The sequence below is a fragment of the Alphaproteobacteria bacterium genome (genome assembly GCA_016722515.1).
In the GTDB taxonomy this organism is placed as follows: domain Bacteria; phylum Pseudomonadota; class Alphaproteobacteria; order Rickettsiales; family JADKJE01; genus JADKJE01.
Map to the genome: position 1 here is coordinate 135434 of JADKJE010000002.1, position 25242 is coordinate 160675.

Consider the following 25242-nt stretch of genomic DNA (forward strand, 5'->3'; position numbering starts at 1 on the left):
GATAAATGGAGAATGCATTGAGTAAGAAATTATATATTAAAACCTATGGCTGTCAGATGAATGTTTATGATTCTGGGAGAATGCTTGATTCACTCAAGCCGTTGGGGTTTGAATTGATTACCCCCGCCATCCAGGCATGCGAGCAGGATGAAACAGAGCAGGATAAATATTTATTCAGTGATGCCGATATGGTTATCCTCAATACCTGTCATATCCGTGAAAAAGCATCCGAGAAAGTCTATGCGGAGCTTGGCCGCATTCGTATGGCGAAAGAAGCGCGCGCAAAACTCGGCCATGAAATGATTATTGCTGTGGCTGGCTGTGTAGGGCAAGCAGAAGGTGAAGAAATTTTTCGTCGCGCTCCGTTTGTGGATATTGTGGTGGGCCCACAATCCTATCAGAATCTGCCCAAAATGATTGGCGAAGTGCGCCGCAAAGGTAAATTGGTTGACCTTGAATTTCCGGAAATGTCTAAATTTGATGCGTTGCCGGATATTTCTGAATCGCCCATCTCGGCGTTTTTATCGATCCAGGAAGGCTGTGATAAATTCTGTACTTTTTGTGTGGTTCCCTATACGCGTGGTGCCGAGTATTCGCGCCCGGTGTCGGATATTTACCGTGAAGCCTTGGCGTATGTCGCACACGGTGCAAAAGAAATCACCCTGCTTGGGCAAAATGTGAATGCCTTTCACGGTGAGGGACCTGATGGTACAATTTGGGATTTGGGAGTGTTAATCCGTCACATTGCCAAGATTGAGGGGTTAGAGCGTATCCGTTATTCAACCTCCCATCCGCGCGATATGCACGACAGCCTGTTTGCAGCCCATGCCGAGATAGATAAGTTAATGCCGTTTGTCCATTTGCCGGTCCAGTCGGGATCGGATACGATCCTCAAAGCGATGAACCGCCAGCACACTGCCGAATTTTTTCTTAAGCACATTGAAAGGCTAAGGAAAGACAATCCAGATATTCAATTTTCGTCTGATTTTATCGTTGGCTTTCCTGGTGAAACAGAAGCGCATTTTGAAGAAACCATGGAATTGATCAAAACGGTTGGGTTTGCCCAGGCTTATTCGTTCAAATACAGTCAGCGTCCAGGAACCCCTGGGGCTGAAATGGAGAACCAGGTTCCAGAAGACGTTAAATCCAACCGGTTGGAGCGGATGCAGCAATTACTGCGGCAACAGCAATTGGCGTTTAACCAGGCCTCCGTAGGCAAAACGATGCCGGTGCTTTTCTTCAAAAAAGGTAAGCATCCAGGGCAAGTGATTGGTAAAACACCGTATCTGCAGTCGGTACATGTAAAAACCGACAAAGAAATAATGAACCGCATTTGCGAGGTTGAACTGGTCAGTGCCGGTGCAAATAGCCTCGAAGGTAAATTGGTTGAAAATATATTTACACAAATTTAGCAAACGTGGCCTAAACTTAAACGATGAAGAATGCATAAACGGAAAATGTAGGTCAACGAAAAACAGGGGATCTGGCATTGAGTGAAGGTATTATACACGTTTCGTTCGATAGTTCCGAGTTGCTTGGGCAACTGATGGGAGAAAATAACGCCAATTTAAGCCGAATCGAGAAGCTCATGGGAGTGTCTATCTCTTCACGCGGGAACACGATTTCTATCCAAGGCGATGACCAAAAAATAGTGATTGCCAGGGAGGTATTGGTTTCCCTCTATAGAACGCTCCAACGTCATCAAACCATTAGTCTAAAAGAGGTAGAAGCAATGGTGCGTCTTACTATGGAAATTTCAACCAGCGATACCAGTGAAACCTTAACCAATGAGCCGGTGTTAACGACACGTAAGCGACAAATCAGGCACTATACCGAACAGCAGCGTAAATATATTTCCGAATTAAGAACCAAAGATATGGTGTTTGCTACTGGCCCTGCTGGAACGGGTAAAACCTATTTGGCGGTTGCGGTTGCGGTTGCGTTGTTATTGAAACATGAGGTGGAGCGAATCGTGTTATCGCGTCCTGCAGTAGAAGCCGGTGAAAAATTGGGATTTCTTCCTGGTGATTTACGAGACAAAATTGACCCCTATCTACAGCCTCTTTATGATGCCCTGCACGATATGCTAGGCGCGGATGATATTGCTCGCTATCTCGAAAAAGGCATGATTGAAATTGCCCCACTGGCTTTTATGCGGGGCCGAACATTAACCCGTTCGATCGTGATTCTTGATGAGGCACAAAACACAACGCCTACGCAAATGAAAATGTTCCTCACCCGCTTAGGTGAAGGCTCTAAAATGGTGGTGGTCGGTGATTTATCACAAGTGGATTTAGAACGCGGCATTACCAGTGGTCTACGTGATGCAGTGGAACGATTAAAGCATTTAGATGAAATAGGGGTTGTTGAATTCTCAGAGAAGGATATAATCCGACATCCTTTGTTAACAAAAATTATACGGGCCTATGACAAGTGATCCATTGTGTAGTGAGAGGGTGCATATCCTTATTCACCCCCTGCACCCGGCGTGGTTGACCATTCCAAATCTTGAACATGATGTGGTACATATCATGCAGCAGGCCTTTGCGATACCGCAGCTGAAACCTTATTTAGAAAAAAATCCTGACAGCGTGGTTGAGGTGGCGGTTGTGCTAGCCAACGACCCTATGATTCAAGGATTAAATGCATCGTACCGCAAGCAGGATAAACCCACCAATGTCTTGTCGTTTCCGCAGGAGCCATTAAACCCATTGGAGTATGTGCTGCCAGAAAGCGTTGAAGGCATCTCAATGCTGGGGGATATTATCCTTGCTTATGAAACCATCGATAAGGAAGCCAAAGAAGAAGGAAAAACCCTGACGGACCATATCCATCATCTGGTTATTCACGGGCTTTTGCATTTACTTGGGTATGATCACGAAGACAATGACGAAGCTGAAATCATGGAAAATTTAGAAATACAGATTCTTCAAAGCCAGGGGATTGCAAACCCCTATGAAGAGCTGGGTGCATAAAAGGGAATTAGGATAGCTTTATGAGACGATACAGGGAAAAACGAAACACAGCAGAATTGCGATCATGGTTTCGCCGATTATTTTCCAGGAATAAATACGCGCAGGCGGAAGATCAAATTGGTGCCAGTGATGAGACCGGTCACGCTAACTTAAGTGTGCAGGAGCAATTTATGCTGCGCAATGTCATTGAGTTTAGGGATTTGCGAGCCAATGATGTGATGGTTCCCCGCAGCGATATTATCGCTGTTGAAAAACATACCACCCTGGATGAATTGCGCGAATGCCTCATTACCAGTGAACATACACGCATTCCTGTTTATGAAGAGAGTCTCGACAACGTCAAAGGGTTTATTCACACCAAAGATGTGCTTCCTTATTTGGGGACACATAAAAATTTCTACATCCAGCATATATTGCGGGATATTTTGTTTGTGTCGCCATCGATCAAGCTGGTTGATTTATTACTTAAAATGCGTTTGAAACGGATACACATGGCTTTGGTGCTGGATGAATATGGTGGCATTGATGGCATGGTTACCATTGAAGATATCATGGAAGAAATTGTCGGTGAAATCGAAGATGAACACGACACTGATGACGAAATTCTGTTGCAGCGTCTCAATGAAAGCACCTGGCTTGCCAGTGGTAGGGTTGAAGTTGAAACATTTGAAAAGGAAACCGGCTCAACCATTGTTGCTAACGAAATGGAAGAATTTGACACACTCGGTGGTTACATTTTCCATAAATTGGGGTATGTTCCCAAGAATGGTGAGGAAATTTCCCACCCGTCAGGAATTATTTTTGAGGTGCTAGAAGCAGATCCACGCCGTGTCAAAAAAATCAAAATCCACCTACTCGCAAACAAATCCAATTACACCGATTCAGAATCAAAATCTGAATCAGAATCAGAATCCTCGGATCAGGCATAAATTAAGGCAGATACTGGCTGCCGTTTTATCGCTGCAGGGCTGGAAACAAAAATCGCTCCTCTTCCTCTTGGGGGGGCTGAGCGTTTTGGGACTAGCTCCCATTTTCTTTTTTCCCATCTGGTTTATCACCATTCCGGTGGTCATCTATTATCTGGCCAACGCAAGCTGTTTAAGGCAGGCCTGGTGGATTGGTTGGTGGTGGGGATGGGGGTTTTTTGTCTTTGGCCTTTATTGGACCGCTTATGCGCTATTGCAGGAAGCAGATAAATTTGCGTGGATGGTTCCTTTTTCGGTTTTGGGAGTGCCCGCTTTTATCGCGATCTTTCCGGCTGTCGCGTGCCTATTGGTGCACTATGCACGGCGCTGGTTACATGATCCGGTGTTATTGTTTATTGTTTTTTATACAGCACTAGAGTACGGGCGCACGTATCTGTTCACAGGATTTCCGTGGAATCTGCTAGGTTATAGCCTTGGCTTTCATGTGGTTATGTTGCAGGGGGCGGCATGGGTTGGCATTCATGGCCTCGGCCTACTGGCTTTATGCGCTTACGCATTGCCGGCTTATGCCCTGCTTTCGCTTCCTAAAAGAATGTGGGTACCTGCGGTATTTGGCGTTGTCACGCTTGCATGTCTAACAGGTGTTGGCATGGTCAGATTGATGCATTCCAATACGGGGAATACCCCCAGCATCCATTTGCGTTTAGTTCAGGGCAATATTCCACAAAATATCAAATGGGATTCGCAAATGCGGCTGGGAATTGTGGAAAAGCATTTGCGCATGAGTAATCTGCCCGGGAGTGAGAAAATCACACATCTCATCTGGTCAGAAACGGCCGTACCTTTTGTCTTGAATCAATATAGTCCACTCCATGAAATTATCGCCGGGGCTCTGCCAGACAACGTGCATTTGATTACGGGAGGTATCCGCCTAATTTCTGGAGCCACCGAGAGCCAGGATAAATTATGGAACACGATGTTTGTTCTCAATGGCACAGGAGAAGTCGAGGGGCATTACGATAAAACCCACCTGGTGCCTTTTGGTGAATATGTGCCGATGCGTGCGTTATTACCCTTTATCGATAAAATTACCCATGGCATGGGCGATTTTGAAATTGGAACCGGCCCTAAAACCATTAGCGTTCCCAACACGCCACCTTTTTCGGGGTTAGTCTGTTATGAAGGTATTTTCCCACAGGAAAGCGTCAATAAAGATCTGCGTCCTTCATGGTTGGTCAACATTACGAATGATGCCTGGTTTGGCACAAGTAGCGGTCCTTATCAGCATTTCCACATGGTCAGGGTGCGGGCGATCGAACAAGGCCTGCCGTTGGTCAGGGTAGCCAATTCAGGGATAAGCGGCGTCTTCGATGCTTATGGCCGTATTCGTGCGTCACTTGGGTTAAATAAAACAGGCATTATCAATGCCTCCCTGCCCAATGCCCTTGCACCCACACTCTATGCACGGTTTGGTGATAAGTTCTATGGGTTATTGAGCGTCTTGTTGTTGGTGTGTGCCTATTACGTTGGCAAAAATAGGTGACTAACAGATTGATTTTTTTTGTTCTGCTCAGGTCGGATTTAACCTAAGGCCGAGGCGGTAAAAGCAAGGCTATTATTCTTTCCTATTTGTTTAGGCGCCTCCCTCCGGCGCTCAATGAAATCAATTTAGACATTAATACAGGTTCTTGAACTAAACACACTGTCATTAAAAAAGGCACCTGAAAACAGGTGCCTTTTTCACAACACTATTTAGGAAATTTACTTACTCTTTGTAGAGTGTGGCCTGTTCATAGGATGATACACATCAATACTTATTTAGTATATGCATTATATTTATAGAATCATATTTATATAATCGAGTTCACGCATTATGAATGATACTTATGAATGGGTCGATACCAACCGCGGATGAGTGTCTGCTGGAGTCAGCATGAAAATCCTTCTCGTGTAGGCCTATACGCTTCCACTCGAGCATCTATACGAACACATAACCCGATTGCCGGCGCCTTGATACTCGACCGTATCAAATGCACGATGCGCCTTAATAATACCGCGGCCGAAGGGCTCGACCAGTAAGTAGCGGGTTAGGGTGTGATAAGGCGCATGATTAAAGCCATTGCCTTGATCCTGAAGGGTAAGAAAAAGTGTGTTGTTGGCTTGGTGAAGATGGATGGTCACCGTTTTGTGCTGATGCTGCGCCTCTTGTTCCTTTTGTCTGAGGCACTGCTCATAGGTGTTTGCATTGAGTAGTGATCGTTTAAGACTGAAACCCATGTCAAGATTTCCGTGCTCTATCCCATTAACGATCAGTTCGTATATGGCTTCCACCACGTGCAGTGGACGCGGAAAATACCGAGCTAGTTGAATGGCGATGGCGGGTGCTTCGGCGATTGTTCTTGCTTCAAAGGTTAAGAGCTGTGGGGGCATGATGTCGGCTTTGCCGGTAAGCGCTTCTGTAAAGGTTCGGCGGCGTAAGGCGCGCTTGCCAGCTTCGGCAAAATAGGGAGTAAGCTGCTCTTGTAAAAACGGCTTCCTGATGAGATAGTCAGGCTGCGATTCAAGGATTTCATCAATCTCAAACCAGGCGGTCTTGCCCGTTTGGACAATGATGTCAACATGCGAGAATTGCGGTGTTTTACGAAGCTCCTGACAAAATTCCAACCCAGTCATACGTGGCATCATGCGGTCCATAAAAATAATATCAACATCCGTTGGGTGTTCCATCAGATGATCCAAAGCGGAGCGTCCTTCGGTGAATTCTCGAATATGCTCAAAGCCACAAGCCTTCTTGAGTAGCTGATGGGCGATATAACGGGTGTCGTCATCATCGTCTACAACCATGATATTGAGATCTGCAAATGAACGATTGGCTACCATAATGACTCCTTTTCTTATCTCTTCTCTAACAGGAAGCAGTTAACTATTTAATCACAAATTTGCAATATATACAATAGCATTTTGACGTTTGGGTGAATTTTCTCTATCAGGCCTTCATTTTATTGAGCTTGATTGTAACAGAATAAGGATTGTAATGCTGGGGTAGAGCGACTTATTAACCAGGTTTTAAGGAAACTTATTGTTGTTAAACAAAAGGCTCATGCCATGAAATGGTTGAATTACATGCGGTTTCACTGTATGATCACCCACGGAATTTTCATTATTTGGTTCAATTAAGCTAGGTATCTTTCGTGTCCTTTTCATTTAAAAAACGCCGTCATCACATTTTCACCAGTGAGTCGGTTGCCGATGGCCATCCCGATAAAATTTGCGATCAAATTTCAGATGCCGTACTCGATACCTTTTTGGCGGCAGACCCTCAGTCCCGCTCTGCGGTTGAGGTGCTGGTAACCACTAACCAGGTTGTTATTGCCGGTGAGTCCAGGGGACCAGAGTCTGTTAATAAACAAGTCATTGAAGAAACTGCGCGCCGTGTCATCAAAGATATCGGCTACGAACAGGAAGGCTTCCATTGGCAAAAAGCAAAGGTGGATGTCTATGTGCATCAGCAATCAGCTGACATTGCCCAAGGCGTTGATGCTAGCGGCACCAAAGATGAAGGCGCGGGTGACCAGGGAATTATGTTTGGTTATGCTACCAACGAAATAAACACCAGCGGAAATATTTTTATGCCAGCAGCCATCCATTATTCGCATGATGTGCTGCGCCGCCTCCAGGTTGACCGCAAAGCTGGTAAATTGCCCTTGCTTGGTCCTGATGCTAAAAGCCAGGTCTCGCTTGAATATGTCGAGGGTAAACCGGTTCGCGCTAAAACCGTTTTGATTTCATCGCAACATGTCGAAGGTGTAACCCAACAACAAGTGCGTGATATGATCATTCCTTACATTGAAGCGTCGCTTCCAAAAGAATGGTTAGTCGGTACCGAATATATGATCAATCCAACCGGTAAATTTGTGATTGGCGGTCCTGATGGCGATACTGGTTTGACCGGACGGAAAATTATTGTTGATACCTACGGTGGCGCTGCGCCCCATGGTGGCGGTTGTTTTTCTGGAAAAGACCCTACCAAAGTCGATCGTTCCGCAGCGTATGCAGCGCGTTACCTGGCTAAAAATGTCGTGGCTTCGGGGCTTGCCGAAGAGTGTTTGATTCAATTATCCTATGCCATTGGCGTTGCTAAACCGGTGTCATTCTATCTGAGCACTCATGGTACTAGCAAAATCAGTGATGATCGTCTGGCAGAAGTGTTGAATGCGTTGATGGATCTTACCCCGCGTGGCATCCGTACCCATTTAAAGCTCAATCAACCTATCTATCAAAAGACGGCGTCTTACGGGCATTTTGGTCGTGACCCCGAAACAGAAGGTGGATTTACCTGGGAAAAAACCGATTTGGTCGATGCCTTGAGACAGGAATTCCATCTTAAATCAACCACTAGCAATCATCCTGCTAAAGCGTTAGTTGTTTAAGATTAGAATTTGATAATGCGTATGGAAAAACAACCGCCCAAATGGCTGTCTTCGTTTGGTCGAAGAAAAGGCAGGCCGCTGACTCCTGAACAAAAGGAAGTGATGGGTGGATTCTATTCATCCTTGGCCGTGCCTCCTGCGTTACCAGGACCATCGCTTGAAAATCCGTTTCATTGGTTTCAAACGCCGGTTAAGGATATCTGGTTTGAAATTGGTCTTGGCAAAGGTGAGCATATGCTCGGTCAGGCATATAATCATCCAGATATTGGATTTGTGGGATGCGAAACCTATGTGAATGGTATCTCTGCATTTTTAGTTTTGGTGGAGAAATTTAACTATCAGAATATCAGGGCTTCCAGTGATGATGCCCGGCTTATCCTTGAGCGGATTGAAAATGAGTCACTCGGTCGAGTGTTTATTCTATTCCCCGATCCCTGGCCCAAGAAGCGCCATGAAAAGCGACGGCTCATTCAGCATACGTTCCTGGATTTGCTGGCACAGAAAATGAAGCCTGGCGCTGAATTGCGTATTGCTACGGATCATCAGGAATATGCACAGTGGATTATTTTCCACATGACGACCCACACGGGATTTACCTGGATGGCTGAAAGTAAAAACGACTGGCTGACCCCTCCGTCAGACTGGATTCAAACGCGTTATCAACAAAAAGCCCATGAGCAGGGACGCGGGGCCATCTATTTGAGGTTTGCTCGCAAGATGAACTAGGGCGATTCTCCGTGCTGAGGAGAATCGCCAGAGCAGTTTATTTGTTTACAACAACGCTCTTATTGTTTGAGTCGCGGCTCACTAATTCAATGAATGATTGTGGAGATTTCTCTTTAATCGCTTGAAGTTTTTCTTCTGCCTGCGCAACGGAACTGCCTTTTGCCAGATACGCTGCATCAGAATGAATGGGAGTATAGGACTCAAGGAGTGAAGTCAAGAAGCTTTTGGCCTCCAGAAGGTCCGCTTTCCTCACGTCCAACTGCTCCAGCTCTTTATTAACAGCTTGGAGTTTCTCTGTTGCTGCCGAAAGTGCATCAGGGCATGCCTTATGTAGTCTGTTTTCTTGAATACGTTTAATTTGGTCCTCAGATTGTTTGAAGAACGCTGTATCCCATAGAGTGACCGCCTGTATTTTGTTCGAATGAAACCTACTATTTATCACCAAAACGGGATTGTTCGGTTGAGAAAAAATGGTTGGCTTCGACGTGGTGGTAGGAGGAAGCATCCTCTGCAAAGGTCTCAGTACTTGTTTCATAACTATTCCCATTTAAAAACATCGGTGACGGTATAATCGATCTGACTATAGGATTCAAGAATTTTATTTTTAATAATGTTTAACAATTGCGATGAAAAAGTTAGGTGATATTCTTCGACATTCGAAATGTCGGAGCGATTCTTATAATCATGGTGGTGGATTTTAACTAAATCCGGAGTAAGATGAGAGGGTAAAACAACTCATTTTATTGGCTGCAACCCCATGTTTGGCATTTCTTTTTCAGAATTTGGATTGATCGCCTTAGTTGCCATTATATTTATTGGTCCTAAGGAATTGCCTGGAGTTATCCGGGCTTTTCGCGTGTTTAAAGCTAAGTTAATAGCCGTACAGAGGGAATTTACCGATGGTTATCATGAGATGTTGAAAGATTTACACATTGATGACTTAAAGGAAGAAGTCACCAAAGTGAATTCCCACTTACATACGATTATCGATCTCGAAGGTAAAGAGCAAAAGGCCTACAATGTTGAGGACGTGTTTAAAGATCTCGCAACAACCAAAGCCACCCCAACCGCTTCAGCGCCGGATGCGCCTAAAGCTACCAGTGCTCATAAGGATGAAAATAACGAGTCCATATAAATATTAGCATAACGGCACATCGTATCATTCCCAAACCTGGTTTGGTTGATAAGACGCCAATGATGGGTGTCGTTAAGCGAAGGCAAACCTAGGTCAGTGACGGAAGGAAGACCGTCATTACCCATAATTAGTGGGCCATGAAACCAGATAATATCATCAACTAAACCCAGCTTCAAAAACGATGAAGCAACCAATGGACCGCCTTCAACCAGGAGATGATTAATGCCACGCTCGTTGGCTAATGTTTCAAGTAACGAAGGCAGGTCAACCTGAAGGGATGCGGTGGGGCGGGTGGAAATATAGTTCAGCTCGGTAAATGCTGCAAGTGAAGGGCTTGTTGCCCCTTCAACATGGGCAAGGATGGTGGGATATTGATCCGATGTTTGTATCGCATAGGCGCTTGCGGGCGTTTTCAAATGGCTGTCTACGATAATACGTAATGGCGAACGGGATTCCATACCCCGCAAGCGGCAAGTGAGTTGCGGATTGTCGCGGATAAGCGTGTTTACGCCAACCATAATAGCATCCGCTTCCCTGCGCAGCAGATGGGACGCATACCGTGCATCAGCCGACGTAATCCACTGGCTCTGTCCGTTGATGGTTGCTACTTTACCATCCAGACTGGATGCGCATTTGAGGGTTATGCGGGGACGATGTTTAAGGGTGCGGATAAAGAAGCCTTTGTTGATGTGAATGGCCTCCTCTCTGAGGACATGGAGCAAAACATCGATACCCGCGTCTTTGAGTTGTTCTATCCCTTTTCCACACACACGTGGATCGGGATCTGTGACGGCAATAACAGCCCTAGTAATGCCCGCGTTGATTAAGGCCTGTGTGCAGGGTGGCGTATTACCTTGATGTGCGCAGGGTTCTAATGTGATATAAGCCGTTGCGCCTTTGGCACGAGGTCCAGCCTGTTCAAGTGCCTGGGTTTCGGCATGAGGCCTACCTCCCTTACCTGTATAACCTCTCCCTACAATCAGATGGTCGCTCACAATAACGCATCCCACCGCAGGATTAGGATGTGTTTGCCCCGTATGCCGCATTGCCAGTGATAAAGCATGGCGCATATGGTGGATATCGGCTTCTTGGGTTGTAAATGCAGACACAGACATGCTACTTTGGCTCAATTTCTTTGATAAACCCTTCAAAGTCGGTTGTTTCCTGAAAATCTTTATAAACAGAAGCGAAACGGATATAGGCAATGGGGTCAAGGGTAGAAAGCGCTTCCATCACCTTGGCTCCGATAAGGGCGGTTGAAACATCGGATTCACCCGTGCTTTCAAGCTGCTGGACAATATCATTCACAATGGCTTCGACCTGTTCAGCACTGACAGACCGTTTGCGAACAGCCAACAAAATGGACTGCATGATCTTGTTTCGATCAAAAGGCCTGCGTTCCCCTGTTTTTTTAACCACGTTAAATAATCGGGTTAACACACGCTCAATGGTTGTAAAACGATAATCACATTGGAGGCAAAAGCGCCGCCGTCTGATTGTCAATTTATCATCAGAAGGACGCGAATCCTTCACTTGAGTATCATCACAATGACAGCTTGGGCAGCGCATAACGAACCCTGGAATCAGGTATTAGTAAATAGGAAATTCTTTGCAGAGTTCAAGAACCTGTGCCTTTGCTTGTTGCTCAGCAGCCTGATTATGATCAGGGTTTTGCGCAAGGCCGTCCAAAACATCACCAATTAAATTTCCAATGAGTTTAAATTGTTCTTCTTTAAAGCCGCGCGTGGTTCCTGCTGGAGTACCCAGGCGAACGCCCGACGTCACAAAGGGGGGTTGCGGATCATAAGGGATCGCATTTTTGTTGCAGGTGAGGTTGGCACGCTCCAGGCTGTTTTCAGCTTGTTTACCTGTGAGGCCCTTAGGTCTGAGGTCAACCAGGACAACGTGGTTATCGGTTCCACCCGTGACAATATCAACGCCCCGTGAATGCAGGGTTTCAGCGAGGATTTTTGCATTCGCAACCACTTGTTTGGCATAGTCTTTAAATTCAGGCTTCAATGCTTCTCCAAAACAAACAGCTTTAGCGGCAATCACGTGCATTAATGGTCCACCTTGAATCCCTGGGAAAATGGATGAATTAAATTTTTTGCCAAGGTCTTCGTCATTGCTTAAAATCATACCACCGCGAGGGCCACGCAATGTTTTGTGTGTGGTGGTGGTGACAACATGGGCATGCGGCAGTGGATCTGGGTAAACGCCACCGGCAACCAATCCAGCAAAATGCGCCATATCCACCATAAAATAGGCTCCAACACTGTCGGCTATTTCGCGCAGACGTTTAAAATCAACGGTACGTGGGTAGGCAGACCAACCGGCAATCAGCATTTTGGGCTGATGGGTGGTTGCCAATTCTTGCACTTGATCATAATCAATCAAACCATTATCACGACGCACACCATATTGTTTGGCATCGAACCATTTGCCTGATTGATTGACTTTAGCGCCATGGGTAAGGTGACCTCCTGAATCCAGGGAGAGCCCCAAAATAACATCATGGGGTTGCAAGAGGGCATTGAAGACCCCCTGGTTAGCCTGTGAGCCAGAATGGGGCTGCACATTCGCATAACGGCAGTTAAATACCTGTTTGGCGCGATCAATAGCTAATTGCTCTATCACATCAACATTTTCACAACCGCCATAATAACGTTTACCTGGATAGCCTTCAGCATATTTATTGGTAAGGATCGTGCCTTGAGCTTCAATAACAGCACGGCTGGCAATATTTTCGGAGGCGATTAATTCGACCTGTTGCTGCTGACGCGCAAGCTCGTGTTCGATTGCGTCATTGATGCTGGGGTCAGCTTTGTCAAGGGAGGTTGAAAAAAAGGCTTTCAAAACGTTGGTCATAATGATTCTCCTGATTGAGGGGGTAAATGTGATAATTTTTGAACACGGAGTTCGTGTCGTCCGCCTTCAAATGCTGTGGAAAGAAATGTTTCTACACAATCCTTAGCGGTTTGCACATCGATAATCCGTGCGCCGAGCGCCAGAACATTAGCATCATTATGTTGACGCGCAAGTTTGGCCGTCAGGGCATTGTGGCACAAGGCAGCTCTGATAAACTGAAAACGATTTGCTGCAATACTGATCCCGATACCACTACCGCAGATAAGTATAGCTGCGGTGGCTTTTCCCGTAGCAATAGCATCGGCAACTGGGATTACCATATCGGGATAATCGACCGATTCTTCCGAAAAGGGCCCAAAATCCAGAACTTGGTATCCTAAGTCTGTTACGAAAGATTTAAGCTGTTGTTTTAATTGGAAACCTGCATGGTCTCCGCTTATGGCTATTGCTTGCCGCATGATCAAATTTTCCAGATTACGCGGCTAGGATACACTGAATGAAGATTACTGCAAGCACAATCCTTGGACTTTGGCGGCCAATTTGCTTACTTTAGCAATGCAGTCAGTAACGGCAGAACCATTGCAAATATTGGTTGGGCTGTCGGTCGATCCCGTTGCGACCACTTTGTCGGCGATGATACATTCTTCATCGTCGATTACGGCTCCGGCTTCCCTGACTAGTTGCCACTTTGTTTTGTAGCGTATTAGGTCGTCAAAGGTTTCATTGCGTGCTTTCTGTACAAAAATCCTGTCTGGGGTTCCGCCTTCAGCAACCACGCGGTGAGAATTGGCCCATTCATCGACATCGGTAGATCCCGCATCAAGCTGGCTTCCACCGGTCCTTAACCAGGCCCCATGCCCATTTTCACCGTGGCTTACCAACACAAAAATGGCTTTATTAGTGCGTATATTCGTGGTGTCGGTAAAGGTAGACCGAACAACCAAAGCATCACCAAATGTGTCGGGAGTTGGTTCGGGATTGGAGGTTCTAAAGCATGTTGTGCTGGTTGATAATGCACATTTGCTGACAAAACGGTCATCAACCGCGTAGGTGATGCGCCTTCCCCAGCCATCAAACATAAATTCATCGGGCAACAGGAGAGTTCTGACAGGAACCACGCCCACCCAGGCATTGCCGTCTTGTGGAACCCCTGTGCAATGATCAGGATCGGAGGCTGTATCCGATTCAAAGCCAAACGTAGAAACGGTTTGGGCAGTAGAACCAATGGCGGGGCATGGAACTTTCCCGCGGATCGCCAGATAGGAGGCCACGGCCTTTTCGATGATTTCCATTTTTTTTGCTGTTTGTTCGTACTTGGCTGCTTTGGTGCGTGCAGCCCCTACTGTCAGGGCTCCGCCGGCAATGACAGCGATGATGCTTAGGACGATGGAGAGCTCTACTAACGAAAAACCTAGAATGCTCGGTTTTCTTGCGTGTTCCAACGCGGACGCGTGAGATGTGGTTTTAAAAATTTTCATATAGCCCTAAACACAATTTTTAAGCTTATTAAACCATCATAGCAAAACAGAAGTTAACATTTATTGAAGGAGGGTGTAAAATGAGTGAGAACGGGGTGTTGGGTGTGGTTTCTTTTATATAAAGCGTAATGCTTCCCGCCTTAAAGGTGCTGAATCGAGAGGGTTATGACCAAATTATGTCTGTTTTTTGTGGTAGGTCTGTTTTTCTTGGTGGGTTGTGTAGCTGAGAAAAACTATCATTATTCATCCGATTATGATCAAGAAAATAATGGTTTATCCGGTGGAAATGCCGTGATCGTAATGCAAGCTCCTCAGGGAAAGATGCTCTGGATTCGCAAGGGCAGCTCGGGTGATCAGGCATTTAGGACCCCATGTCGATCGCCGGAGTTGGCGCCCATATGTGTATTGCAGGTACCAGAAGGTGAGTATTATCTGGAGCACGTTACCTATTATCAAACAGACCAGCAACAGGCTTATATAAGAGGTGGCGACCAGGAAGAGAACCTTCGCACATTAAATCATTTGAAATCTGATCATGGCCTATACACGATGGAACATGGTTTGGATCACGCTGGTCAGCCACGTATCGCTACTATTCGAGTAAAAAAGGGGGAGGTCATTTATGTGGGATTAGTTTACCCGCTCTATTCGGGATATGCCTTATCTATTAAAGTAGATGACCGTCTTGGCGAGGCATCCGCATACATAAAAAGACACTATCCAGAACTTGTGGGAAAAGTGCAAAAACGGCTGGCGGTAACCTATTGATGCTTTAGAGGGGCCCCTGACGTTGTTATTTGGATAAATCCACACACGATAAGCGTGTTTATGTTTCTGAAAACCGGAACAGACACCGTACATAAAGCTTTATTTTGCAGCCAAACTGTGATAGGTTTTCGCCATTATTTTACAGGTATGATAAAGGAATACTATGACAAGTGCCAATGCAAACCAAAACGCAAAAGTTACCCGCGAAGAAGCCTTACGTTTCCACGAAGAAGGAAAGCCCGGTAAGATCGAAATTACACCAACCAAACCGCTGACAACCCAAAAAGAATTGTCATTGGCTTATTCTCCTGGGGTTGCGGAACCGTGTCTTGATATTCATAAAAATCCTGAAGACGCATATCGCTACACATCCAAAGGTAATCTGGTAGCTGTTATTTCGAATGGTACCGCAGTGCTGGGTCTTGGTAATTTGGGAGCGTTAGCCTCTAAGCCAGTCATGGAAGGTAAGGCGGTTTTGTTTAAACGTTTTGCCGATATTGACGGAATCGACCTTGAAGTAGCAACCGAAGACCCAGAAGAATTTATTAATGCGGTCAAATATCTTGGCCCAACCTGGGGCGGTATTAACCTCGAAGATATTAAAGCGCCTGAGTGCTTTATCATTGAACAACGTCTTAAAGAAATTATGGATATTCCGGTGTTCCATGATGATCAACATGGAACAGCGATTATTTCAGTTGCGGGTTTATTAAACGCGCTTGATATCACTGGCCGTAAAATTGAAGATATCAAGGTTGTGGCAAACGGCGCCGGTGCGGCGTCAATTGCCTGTATTGAATTAATGAAAGCCATCGGCGTTAAACATGAAAATGTAATTCTGTGTGATAGCCAGGGCGTTATTTACCAGGGTCGTACTAGTGGAATGAACCAGTGGAAATCGGCACACGCCGTTGAAACCGAAACCAGAAGCCTGGCAGAAGCCCTTGTAGGAGCTGATGTATTTTTGGGATTGTCCGTTAAAGGGGCCGTAACCAAAGAGATGGTCAAAACCATGGCTGAAAATCCTATCATTTTTGCTATGGCCAACCCAAATCCAGAAATCACACCTGAAGAAGTATTGGAAGTAAGGGATGACGCGATTATTGCAACCGGCCGTTCCGACTATAATAACCAGGTTAATAATGTCATGGGTTTCCCCTATATTTTCCGGGGAGCTTTGGATGTCCGCGCAAAAGAAATTAACCAGGAAATGAAAATTGCGGCCGCTCGTGCGTTGGCTGGGCTGGCAAGAGAGCCGGTATCCGATGAAGTATCGGCTGCTTATGCAGGGCGCAAAATGGAATATGGTCCAGAATATATTATTCCAACACCGTTTGATCCGCGTTTGATTTATACGATTCCTGTTGCTGTTGCTAAAGCAGCGGTTGATACCGGCGTGGCCAAAAAACCAATTACGGATTGGGATGCTTATGTTAACAAGCTCAAAGCGCGTTTGAATCCAACCGCTAACAATATGAATCTCATATTCCAGCGCTTGTTAAGCAATCCGCGCAAGATCATTTTTGCTGAAGGCGAGGAAGAAACAGTATTGCGTACGGCTTCTGAGTGGCGTGCTAATGGCTATGGTATCCCGGTGTTAGTTGGGCGTCGCGATCGCGTTGAGGCTGGATTTAAAAAGCTTGGCGTGACCGATCTTGCCGGCATTGAAATTCATAATGCGAAAGAATCAACCCGTAACGAAATCTATATTGATTATCTCACTGAGCGCCTTGAGCGCCAGGGCTTTTTGCGCCGTGATTGTGTACGGATGGTTAAGAATGACCGCAATATTTTTGCAGCATGTATGCTGGCGTGTGGTGATGGAGATGCGTTGGTTACGGGTCTTACCCGCAGCTATAGCGATTCACTTAAAGAAATTCGTTTAGTCATTGATCCTAAGCCAGATTACCGCGTGTGTGGGATCAGTCAGGTAATTACCAAAGACCGTACGGTCTTTATTGCGGATACGGCGGTGACAGAAGTGCCATCTGCCTCTGGTCTTGCCAAGATTGCTGTACAGGTAGCAGAAGAAGTGCGTCATTTAGGCCATGAGCCACGTGTAGCTCTGCTGTCTTTTTCTAATTTTGGTAACCCGATGCAGGAAACCGCGCAGCGTATCCGTGATGCAGTTAAAATTTTGGACACACTTGACGTTGACTTTGAATATGAAGGTGAAATGGCCGCCGATGTGGCGCTGAATAGCGATTTGCAAAAACTCTTCCCATTCTGCCGTTTATCTGCACCAGCTAACGTATTGATTATGCCAGCTCTGCACTCAGCCAGCATTTCGTTTAAGCTGATCCAGGAATTGGGGGGCGGTGTGGTCATCGGTCCTATTCTTACTGGCTTAAGCCGACCTGTTCAAATCGTTGAGATGGGTTCATCGGTATCGGATGTTCTCAACCTAGCGGCATTGGCGGCGGTTAACTCGATGGATCAAGGGCATTTAAAGCAAGTGCGTGCGATCAGCGAAGCCAGAATACGCAAGGTTGTTGGATAATTGAGCCTGCCAAAAAGACGGGAGTGATTAAGCCGTTTCCGACTGGTTCCTAAAACCACTCAGTCCCACGCTAGTTTGGTCTGCTGACCTATGTATCGCGATGATGGGGATGATTGCCCATGTGGTGCCGCTTCATGAAGTGTCTGTAGGTGCTTACGCGACAGAGGCCAACGATGTTGCAGCGGTTGCGTAACAAACGCAATTCCCTTTCAAAAACCAAGGTTACTTAGGAAAATCCAACTGCATCATATCATAATGCTCAGGACGCTCAGTCCAGTTATCTTTTACTTTTACGTGTAGAAATAAATGCACTTTGCGATTAAGGGTGGATTCTAATTCTTTGCGGGCGGTTTCGCTGATATGTTTAATTTTAGAACCATGTTTACCAATGATGATTTTTTTCTGGGCATCGCGCAATACATAAATCACCTGACGGATTAACAGGCTGCCGTCGGCTTTTTCTTCAAATTCTTCGGTTTCAATACAGGTTGAATACGGAAGCTCCTGCTCGGTTTCGAGGTAAATTTGCTCACGGGTCATTTCAGCAGCAAGAAATTGAATGGGCGCTGACGAGAAATCATTTTCAGGATATTGCCACGGGCCTGTGGGTGCTTTGGTGCTTAAAAAGTTAACCACATCCTGCACACCATCACCATGAATAGCCGACACCATGAATACCTGTTCAAATAATTTGGTATCATATAATTCCTGGCTGAGTGGCAACAACACCGATGCTTTGATTAAATCGACTTTATTGATAATCACACACGCCGGGCGTTTTTCCTTTTGCAGTGCTTCAATCACGTGCCTGGTTCCGCCACAAATGCCTTTAGAGCCGTCCACCACAAGCGCTACGTAGTCGACTTCATAAAAACCACGCCATGCCTCCTTAACGATCGCACGCTCTAAACGCTGCCTTGGTTTAAAAATACCCGGAGTATCCACAAAAATTAGCTGCGTTGGGCCAGCCATTTTAATACCCATCATGATCGCACGGGTAGTTTGCGGCTTAGGCGAAACAATCGTTACTTTCTGGCCTATCATGGCATTCACCATCGTCGATTTACCAACATTGGGAGCGCCTACCAAGGCAATAAAACCGCAACGCGTTTCGGGTGGATTAGTGTTGTGTGTCGACATGTTCAATCATTCCTAATAAAGCAGCCGCTGCATCGCGCTCTGCCAGACGTTTTGAGCTTCCATTAGCACGAACCGATTTCATGCCTTCTACTCTGACTTCTACGGTAAAATCCGGAGCGTGCGCCGGACCTTCCTGGTGTATCATTACATATTGCGGAATGGGTTTTCCGCGTTTTTGTGCCCACTCCTGAAGTGCCGTCTTAGGGTCACGCGGGGGGGCAATCATCACATCCATCAATGGCTGCCAATGAAATTCAATAAATGTTTTAGCCGGCTCTAATCCACCATCAAGATAGATGGCACCGATAATGGCTTCCAGCGCATCTTCCAGATTGGCTTTATTCGATTCGCCTCCGGAAATACGTTCACCATGCGTCATGACGATAAAATTACCGACATCCAACCCTTGGGCAATCCTAGCCAGGGTTGCGCCACACACGAGCGCTGAATGCCGCTTTGCCAAACCACCTTCATTTTCGTCTGGGTAGCGCCGGATCAAATTTTCGGCGATAACCAAGCCAAGCACCGCATCTCCCAGAAACTCTAAACGCTCATAATGCACCACAATGGTTTCTTCCGTTGCCTTCCCTTTCAAGCTGGGATGCGTCAGGGATTCCTGCAATAAGCTTGAATCCTTGAACGTATACCCCAGATGTTTTTGAATAGTTTCCAGCATGCGGTCATTGTGATAAAATGACATACGATTAATTCCTATAACCGTTTAAAATTACGGCCAGTATTGCCGGTAGTCATCCATTTGAAAATGCCTGTCAGTGAGAAATCATGGGAGAAAAAGATGATCACAGCCCTGCCGACTAAATTTTCTTTTGGAACAAATCCTACCGCACTCAACACCCGGCTATCTTGTGAATTATCACGGTTATCGCCCATAAAGAAAAAATGATCTGGTGGCACGATATATTCGCCGGTATTGTCGAGCGCTCCATCTGGATCCTGATCAAGCGTTACAAATTCGTTGCCTTCTGGCAGCGTTTCTTTAACTTGTGGAATTTCAAGATCGGAAGCGCCATCATGATCGACAAACGGTTCGCCGAGTGGCTCATGTTTTACCGGATTACCGTTAATGTAAAGCAAACCATCTTTTACCTGAATCCTATCTCCTGGCAAACCAATCAGGCGTTTGATGTAATTGATTGAGGGATCTTTTGGCAATTTAAAAACAATGATATCGCCACGCTGTGGTTTCTTTTCAAAGAAACGGCCGCTGAACGCAGGAATTCCAAATGGGAACGAATAACGGCTATAACCGTAACTGTATTTTGAAACGAAAATATAATCGCCAATTAATAAATTAGGCTTCATCGATCCCGAAGGAATATGGAAAGGCTCAAACGCGAATGATCGAAATGTCACCGCCAGTAACAAGGCGATTGCAAACGATTTTATCAATTCTAGAAAACTCTGCTTAGTCATGTTAAACTCCTCTGGAAACTAAAGGCTTGCCTGTCATTTCTGCCGGAATAGGCAATCCCAAAATGGTGAGTACGGTTGGGGCAATATCCGATAAGCGGCCCGAACTCACCTGCGTGTTTTTTAGACTGTCTGAAACAACTAAGAAAGGCACCGGATTTAACGTGTGTGCCGTATGCGGTTCACCCGTTTGGTGATCCTTCATTTCTTCAGCATTACCATGGTCGGCGGTAATCAGTAAGGCACCTTGTTCATTAATCACGGCGGACGCAAGCCTTCCTATACATTGGTCAACGGCTTCAACGGCTTTAATCGCCGCAGCCAAAATACCAGAATGTCCCACCATATCGGTATTGGCAAAATTAACCACGACCACATCAAATTTTTTGGAATGGACAGCCTCAATCACGTTATCTGCCACCTCAAAAGCCGACATTTCGGGCTTTAAATCGTAGGTAGCCACGTTAGGTGACTCGATCATTATTCGTTCTTCACCAGCAAATAAGGCCTCCTGGCCGCCATTGAAGAAAAAGGTCACATGTGCATATTTTTCGGTTTCGGCAATACGCAACTGCGTCAAACCGTAATCTGAAAGCACTTTACCTAGGACCTGGTTCATATCTTCGGATGGAAACAAGGTTTGGATAAAAGGATTTAAATAAGCCGCGTATTCGGTCATACCAATAGCGGTTGAAAATTGCGGGCGACGATTCGGCTTGAAACCATCAAAGCCAGGATTCAAAAGGCTATCTAACAATTGACGCACACGATCAGCTCTAAAATTAGCCATCACAAACGCATCACCATCTTCCATTCCCTGATAATTGCCCAATATGGCTGGTTTCATAAATTCATCGGTGATATGGGCACTGTAATGAGTACGGATCATCGAGAGAATATCGGCGTGAGCTTCGCCTTTTGCATCAACCATAGCATCATACGCTAACGTTAACCGATCCCAACGCTTATCTCGATCCATGCCGTAATACCGGCCACCAGCCGTGGCAATATGAATCTTTGGATTGGATTTAATCCCATCAACAAACTGGCGGGCATACTCTTCTGCTGAAGAAGGCGGTGTATCACGGCCATCTAAAAATAAATGCAAGTACACATCAACACCATGACTAGAAATGATATTGGCCAGTCCTAAAATATGCTGCTGGTGTGAGTGGACTCCTCCCGGGGAAAGCAACCCTGCTAAATGGCACCGCTTACCCGAATCCAATAATTGTTCAATCATCGCAGCAAGGAGTGGATGTTGGGCCAATGTACCATCATCAAGGGCTTTATCGATGCGTGGCAAATCCTGTAAACAGATCCGGCCACTGCCAATAGCCATGTGCCCCACTTCCGAATTACCCATTTGCCCTTTTGGCAAACCAACATCAAGGCCAGATGTATAGAGATAGCTGTGAGGAAAGCTACTGACGAAATGATCCCAATTCGGTGTCTGTGCCAAGGTGATGGCATTTTGGCTATCGCCCTCGTGAATACCCCATCCATCGAGGATACACAACACAAGAGGGCCTTTGATAAGCGATTGCGAGCGAGCGGAAATCATAGTAAAACACTAAATTTAATGACAGGAAACTCTATCCATATATCATCGATTATCGATCCATGAAACGGCTTAGAGGGATGATTGAGCTTCAATTTCAGAAATGCGAAGCCTTTTCCCAGAAGCGATATAATACACTGCTTTTGCAAAATTGGCAGCATAATCGCCTAATCTTTCAAAATTTTTGGCAGCAAACATCACTTGAACCGCTTGTTCAATCTTACGAGGATCACTTATCATTTCTTTTTGAATGGCCAAAAACAACTGGTGGTAGTGAGCATCAACATCATCATCTCTCTTCCATACAGCGACAGCCGCCTCTTGGTCCAGATGTTCAAATGCCAAAATAACTTCAGAAATCATGTTTTCCACTACCACCGCAATTTTATCAAAATAGGTAATGACTTCATTGGAAAAGAGTGAAATATCTTTTTCTTTTTCAGAAATACGATTGGCTCGTTTGGCAATGTTTTTAGCAATATCGCCCATACGCTCAAGAATGGTCGCCAACTTCAACGAAATGGTAATTAAACGCAAGTCAATGGCCATTGGCTGACGAAGCGCAAGCAAACTGGTTGCGTGTTTTTCAATGATCACATCAAGCTGGTTGATTTCTTTATCCAGCTCTGCGGTTTTATCGGTAAAATTAATAAAGGTACGCTCAATCGACTGGCGCGACATTTCGATGATCTCAAGCACCAGCTTCGCCATCTGCACAATCGAACCTCTGAGTTTATTCAATTCTTGATCGTAAGTACTTACAGTATGATTCGACATGACTGTTCCTCTCAATAAAAACTATGACCGATGATACGGATGCCCCTGGCTAATACTATACGCCCTATAGAGTTGTTCCGCAAGCAAGACACGCACAAGCATGTGCGGCCAGGTCATTATACCTAACGACATTAACACATGCGCTCTTTTTCGCAACTGTTCATTAATACCATCTGCTCCGCCAATAACAAAACACAAATGAGTATGATGCGTTTGTCTCCATATTTCTAGGTTTTTTGCGAAGGTTTCGCTTGAAAATTCTTTTCCCTTTTCATCAAGAATAATAAGGGTTGATTGTGGCGGAATCGCTTGTTGCAATAATTTATTTTCATCATCACGCAATTGATTACCTGATGATTTGGGTGATTGCAATTCGATCACTGAAATTTTCCAGGGAATACGCTGGACATAGTCATTGAACAACCCTGCATAGGCAGAATTCTTCATTTTACCAATGGCAATAATGGTAAGCTTCACCTGGCACTCCTTAACGAAGATAAATCCATCTATTCGACGGTTTCCACCTGTTCAGGAATCACCACATCCCACATTTTTTCCAGATTATAAAAGGTTCTGGCTTCAGGTACAAAGAGATGAACAACAACATCACCCAGGTCAACAAGGACCCAGTTTCTGCTTTCTTTGCCTTCAATGCTCAGAGGAGTTATGCCGATTTCCTTAAGCGCTACCGAGACATATTGGGCAAGCGCCAATACGTGACGATCAGAAATCCCGCTTGCAACCACCATAGCGTCTGCAACGTCGGTTTTTCCGCGCAAATTAATGGATACGATGTCTTGGGCTTTATGCTCCGAAAGAGATGATTCTATCGTTTGAAGAACCTCTTGAAGCCCTGGTAGTTGTTTTTCTTCAAAGGCCGCCTGGGTAGGCGCCGGTGCGTGGGGTACTTTCATTATGTTATAGTCTCCTCAATTATCATTGTATCATAATTCTTGCAATGTTTCCAGCTCTGTTTCCAGCTCTTTTCAACTGCCTAATAGCAGTCGAAGATTGCCGATTTACGGGGCCTGCAGCCATAGCCCAAGCGGGGGATCCGGTACGCATCAGCACCTGCGGTTTCACTCTCAACGAGCTAAAACGTTTAACGAAAGGGCAATTGACAATTGTCCGAGTCCTTTGCCCCCTATCAACGAAAAGAAGCGGTAGTTCGCGTACTAATTGATCCCATTCTTTCCAGTGATGCAGTTCCGCGACGATATCACCTCCCATGATCCAAACAAACCGATAGCCTCGATATCGGTTTTTTAAATAGCGAATGACATCGATAGAATAGGTGGATGCCAAACGACATTCATCGTCTCTTACTTTTATCCGATAATCCCTAGAAACGAAAGCTTTTGCTTCGTCCACACGCTCGGTGAAGGGCGCCATCTCTTGTATTTTTTTTAAGGGATTTTGATAAGCAACCAGCCACCAAACCTGGTCTAAACCCAATATTTTTATGGCTCGATGACTAATATGGAGATGCCCTTCATGTGCAGGATTAAACGATCCACCAAGCAGTCCTATTCGCTTCCCCATAAGTAATTATCTAAAAAATTTCACTATTTTACTTGGCATTTACTTATACTTCACCAATGGTTAACCAATATTGTAGTAACATGGTTAGTATCAGCAGGTCCACATTTGGTTTAACTTAGAATACTAGGAGAAAATTATATGAAAAAATCGCGATTTACAAGCCCTAATAAACAATCAGGCTTTACCCTTGTAGAGCTGTCCATCGTGCTGGTCATTATCGGACTGATTGTAGGTGGGGTATTGGTTGGCCAAGACTTAATACGTGCGGCAGAGGTTCGGGCGACTGTATCTCAAGTGGAACGTTTTAATGCGGCTATTAATACTTTCCGTGGTAAATACGGACAAGTACCGGGAGATATCACCCGCGCAGCCATTTTCGGTTTAGGAACTGGTACCGATGGTGATGGTGACGGTCTGTTCGAAGATGCTAACGGCGCTGGTTCCATTACAGATGCAAGTGGTGAGGTTACCAATTTCTGGGCGCATCTTTCACATGCTCACCTCGTAGAAGGTCAATTTGATGGAGCTCAAACAGATGCCAAATTGTTTGATTCGTTCCCTGGAACAAAATTAAACAGAGGCGGATTTACCGTTTATGGTATTAACGGTTTCAACCACTTCCATATTGGTATCCAAAACTCAGCTACTGGTAGTGCTACCGCTGTTACAGCTGGTGTGTTACGCCCAGAAGAAGCGTTTGGTATCGATGTAAAATTGGATGATGGCAAACCTACGACAGGTATCGTACTTGCCCAAGGCGGTACAGCTGTCAGTGACGCCACAAACGGCGTAGCCATGGATCCAACCGGTGCAGCAGCAGCCACTCCAAATGACACAAACTGTGTTACAGGCAGTGCGATTACCGCTTCAACCGCTACAGCTCCATTTAGAGCTACAACCCAAGGTGCTGACGAATATAACCTCGCCAACACTAACTTAAACTGCCAATTACGGTTAAGAGCTAACTAAGCCTTACCAAAACTTG

Annotated in this window: 26 protein-coding genes; 11 read left to right on the forward strand and 15 right to left on the reverse strand. The window is 45.5% G+C overall.

What is annotated here, in order from left to right; translation table 11 throughout:
- The first annotated feature begins 5 nt into the window (after window positions 1-5).
- From miaB to lnt, 5 genes are all read left to right on the forward strand, one after another.
- The gene (gene miaB, locus IPP74_05360; protein MBL0318702.1) at window positions 6-1412 is read left to right on the forward strand and encodes a tRNA (N6-isopentenyl adenosine(37)-C2)-methylthiotransferase MiaB; all 1407 of its coding nucleotides are present in this window, start codon (window positions 6-8) and stop codon (window positions 1410-1412) included.
- Window positions 1413-1546: 134 nt separating this feature from the next.
- Window positions 1547-2437: a PhoH family protein gene (locus IPP74_05365; GenBank protein MBL0318703.1), complete on the forward strand. Its 891-nt coding sequence runs from the start codon at window positions 1547-1549 to the stop codon at window positions 2435-2437.
- 94 nt (window positions 2438-2531) lie between these two features.
- Window positions 2532-2975: an rRNA maturation RNase YbeY gene (gene ybeY, locus IPP74_05370; protein MBL0318704.1), complete on the forward strand. Its 444-nt coding sequence runs from the start codon at window positions 2532-2534 to the stop codon at window positions 2973-2975.
- A gap of 20 nt (window positions 2976-2995) precedes the next feature.
- Window positions 2996-3904, forward strand: coding sequence for an HlyC/CorC family transporter (locus tag IPP74_05375; protein MBL0318705.1), 909 nt, complete (start codon window positions 2996-2998; stop codon window positions 3902-3904).
- Window positions 3804-5444, forward strand: a complete 1641-nt coding sequence (gene lnt / locus IPP74_05380) for an apolipoprotein N-acyltransferase (GenBank protein ID MBL0318706.1) — start codon at window positions 3804-3806, stop codon at window positions 5442-5444. The genes IPP74_05375 and lnt overlap by 101 nt, the downstream gene beginning before the upstream one ends.
- A gap of 413 nt (window positions 5445-5857) precedes the next feature.
- Here the strand turns inward: lnt and IPP74_05385 are convergent, their stop codons facing one another.
- Window positions 5858-6781 carry a response regulator gene (locus tag IPP74_05385; protein MBL0318707.1) on the reverse strand — a complete coding sequence of 308 codons (924 nt, stop codon included), beginning with the start codon at window positions 6779-6781 and terminating at the stop codon, window positions 5858-5860.
- Window positions 6782-7092: 311 nt separating this feature from the next.
- On the opposite strand from IPP74_05385, the gene IPP74_05390 reads away from it, so the two are divergent.
- A complete protein-coding gene (locus tag IPP74_05390; protein MBL0318708.1) occupies window positions 7093-8331 on the forward strand; it encodes a methionine adenosyltransferase in 1239 nt (412 codons plus the stop codon).
- Window positions 8332-8352: 21 nt separating this feature from the next.
- Window positions 8353-9057 (forward strand): tRNA (guanosine(46)-N7)-methyltransferase TrmB, encoded by a 705-nt coding sequence (gene trmB, locus IPP74_05395; protein MBL0318709.1) that lies wholly within the window; start codon window positions 8353-8355, stop codon window positions 9055-9057.
- A gap of 37 nt (window positions 9058-9094) precedes the next feature.
- Here the strand turns inward: trmB and IPP74_05400 are convergent, their stop codons facing one another.
- Window positions 9095-9592, reverse strand: coding sequence for a hypothetical protein (locus IPP74_05400; protein ID MBL0318710.1), 498 nt, complete (start codon window positions 9590-9592; stop codon window positions 9095-9097).
- Between the two features lie 222 nt (window positions 9593-9814).
- Here IPP74_05400 and IPP74_05405 point away from each other — a divergent pair, with 222 nt between their 5' ends.
- Window positions 9815-10192: a hypothetical protein gene (locus IPP74_05405; GenBank protein MBL0318711.1), complete on the forward strand. Its 378-nt coding sequence runs from the start codon at window positions 9815-9817 to the stop codon at window positions 10190-10192.
- On the opposite strand, the gene ribD is transcribed toward IPP74_05405, so the two are convergent.
- Genes ribD through IPP74_05430 form a run of 5 tightly spaced genes read right to left on the reverse strand, consistent with a single transcriptional unit; the run spans window position 10162 to window position 14538 of the window.
- On the reverse strand, window positions 10162-11301 hold the full coding sequence (ribD, locus tag IPP74_05410) for a bifunctional diaminohydroxyphosphoribosylaminopyrimidine deaminase/5-amino-6-(5-phosphoribosylamino)uracil reductase RibD (protein MBL0318712.1): 1140 nt from the start codon (window positions 11299-11301) through the stop codon (window positions 10162-10164). The genes IPP74_05405 and ribD overlap by 31 nt on opposite strands.
- A 7-nt stretch (window positions 11302-11308) precedes the next feature.
- On the reverse strand, window positions 11309-11761 hold the full coding sequence (gene nrdR / locus IPP74_05415) for a transcriptional repressor NrdR (GenBank protein MBL0318713.1): 453 nt from the start codon (window positions 11759-11761) through the stop codon (window positions 11309-11311).
- Between the two features lie 21 nt (window positions 11762-11782).
- A complete protein-coding gene (locus IPP74_05420) occupies window positions 11783-13060 on the reverse strand; it encodes a serine hydroxymethyltransferase (GenBank protein MBL0318714.1) in 1278 nt (425 codons plus the stop codon).
- Window positions 13057-13518, reverse strand: coding sequence for a ribose 5-phosphate isomerase B (gene rpiB / locus IPP74_05425; GenBank protein MBL0318715.1), 462 nt, complete (start codon window positions 13516-13518; stop codon window positions 13057-13059). The genes IPP74_05420 and rpiB overlap by 4 nt, the downstream gene beginning before the upstream one ends.
- A gap of 45 nt (window positions 13519-13563) precedes the next feature.
- Window positions 13564-14538: a type II secretion system protein gene (locus IPP74_05430; protein ID MBL0318716.1), complete on the reverse strand. Its 975-nt coding sequence runs from the start codon at window positions 14536-14538 to the stop codon at window positions 13564-13566.
- Window positions 14539-14703: 165 nt separating this feature from the next.
- Between IPP74_05430 and IPP74_05435 the strand changes: the two genes are divergently transcribed.
- Entirely contained in the window at window positions 14704-15306 is a 603-nt protein-coding gene (locus IPP74_05435) for a hypothetical protein (protein ID MBL0318717.1), read from the forward strand.
- Between the two features lie 163 nt (window positions 15307-15469).
- On the forward strand, window positions 15470-17806 hold the full coding sequence (locus IPP74_05440) for an NADP-dependent malic enzyme (protein MBL0318718.1): 2337 nt from the start codon (window positions 15470-15472) through the stop codon (window positions 17804-17806).
- A gap of 222 nt (window positions 17807-18028) precedes the next feature.
- Here IPP74_05440 and era read toward each other — a convergent pair whose 3' ends face one another.
- The 8 genes from era to nadD form a co-directional block, all read right to left on the reverse strand.
- Entirely contained in the window at window positions 18029-18946 is a 918-nt protein-coding gene (gene era, locus IPP74_05445; protein MBL0318719.1) for a GTPase Era, read from the reverse strand.
- The gene (gene rnc, locus IPP74_05450; GenBank protein ID MBL0318720.1) at window positions 18927-19622 is read right to left on the reverse strand and encodes a ribonuclease III; all 696 of its coding nucleotides are present in this window, start codon (window positions 19620-19622) and stop codon (window positions 18927-18929) included. The genes era and rnc overlap by 20 nt, the downstream gene beginning before the upstream one ends.
- Window positions 19623-19657: 35 nt before the next feature.
- On the reverse strand, window positions 19658-20380 hold the full coding sequence (gene lepB, locus IPP74_05455) for a signal peptidase I (GenBank protein ID MBL0318721.1): 723 nt from the start codon (window positions 20378-20380) through the stop codon (window positions 19658-19660).
- Between the two features lies 1 nt (window position 20381).
- On the reverse strand, window positions 20382-21941 hold the full coding sequence (locus IPP74_05460; protein ID MBL0318722.1) for a 2,3-bisphosphoglycerate-independent phosphoglycerate mutase: 1560 nt from the start codon (window positions 21939-21941) through the stop codon (window positions 20382-20384).
- A gap of 69 nt (window positions 21942-22010) precedes the next feature.
- Window positions 22011-22715 carry a phosphate signaling complex protein PhoU gene (phoU, locus tag IPP74_05465; protein MBL0318723.1) on the reverse strand — a complete coding sequence of 235 codons (705 nt, stop codon included), beginning with the start codon at window positions 22713-22715 and terminating at the stop codon, window positions 22011-22013.
- A 21-nt stretch (window positions 22716-22736) separates the two neighbouring features.
- Window positions 22737-23192: a 23S rRNA (pseudouridine(1915)-N(3))-methyltransferase RlmH gene (rlmH, locus tag IPP74_05470; GenBank protein ID MBL0318724.1), complete on the reverse strand. Its 456-nt coding sequence runs from the start codon at window positions 23190-23192 to the stop codon at window positions 22737-22739.
- A gap of 29 nt (window positions 23193-23221) precedes the next feature.
- A complete protein-coding gene (gene rsfS / locus IPP74_05475; GenBank protein ID MBL0318725.1) occupies window positions 23222-23629 on the reverse strand; it encodes a ribosome silencing factor in 408 nt (135 codons plus the stop codon).
- A gap of 22 nt (window positions 23630-23651) precedes the next feature.
- Window positions 23652-24257 carry a nicotinate (nicotinamide) nucleotide adenylyltransferase gene (nadD, locus tag IPP74_05480; GenBank protein ID MBL0318726.1) on the reverse strand — a complete coding sequence of 202 codons (606 nt, stop codon included), beginning with the start codon at window positions 24255-24257 and terminating at the stop codon, window positions 23652-23654.
- Between the two features lie 138 nt (window positions 24258-24395).
- Between nadD and IPP74_05485 the strand changes: the two genes are divergently transcribed.
- Complete coding sequence (locus IPP74_05485; protein MBL0318727.1) at window positions 24396-25226, forward strand: prepilin-type N-terminal cleavage/methylation domain-containing protein; 831 nt, start codon at window positions 24396-24398, stop codon at window positions 25224-25226.
- Window positions 25227-25242: the final 16 nt, after the last annotated feature.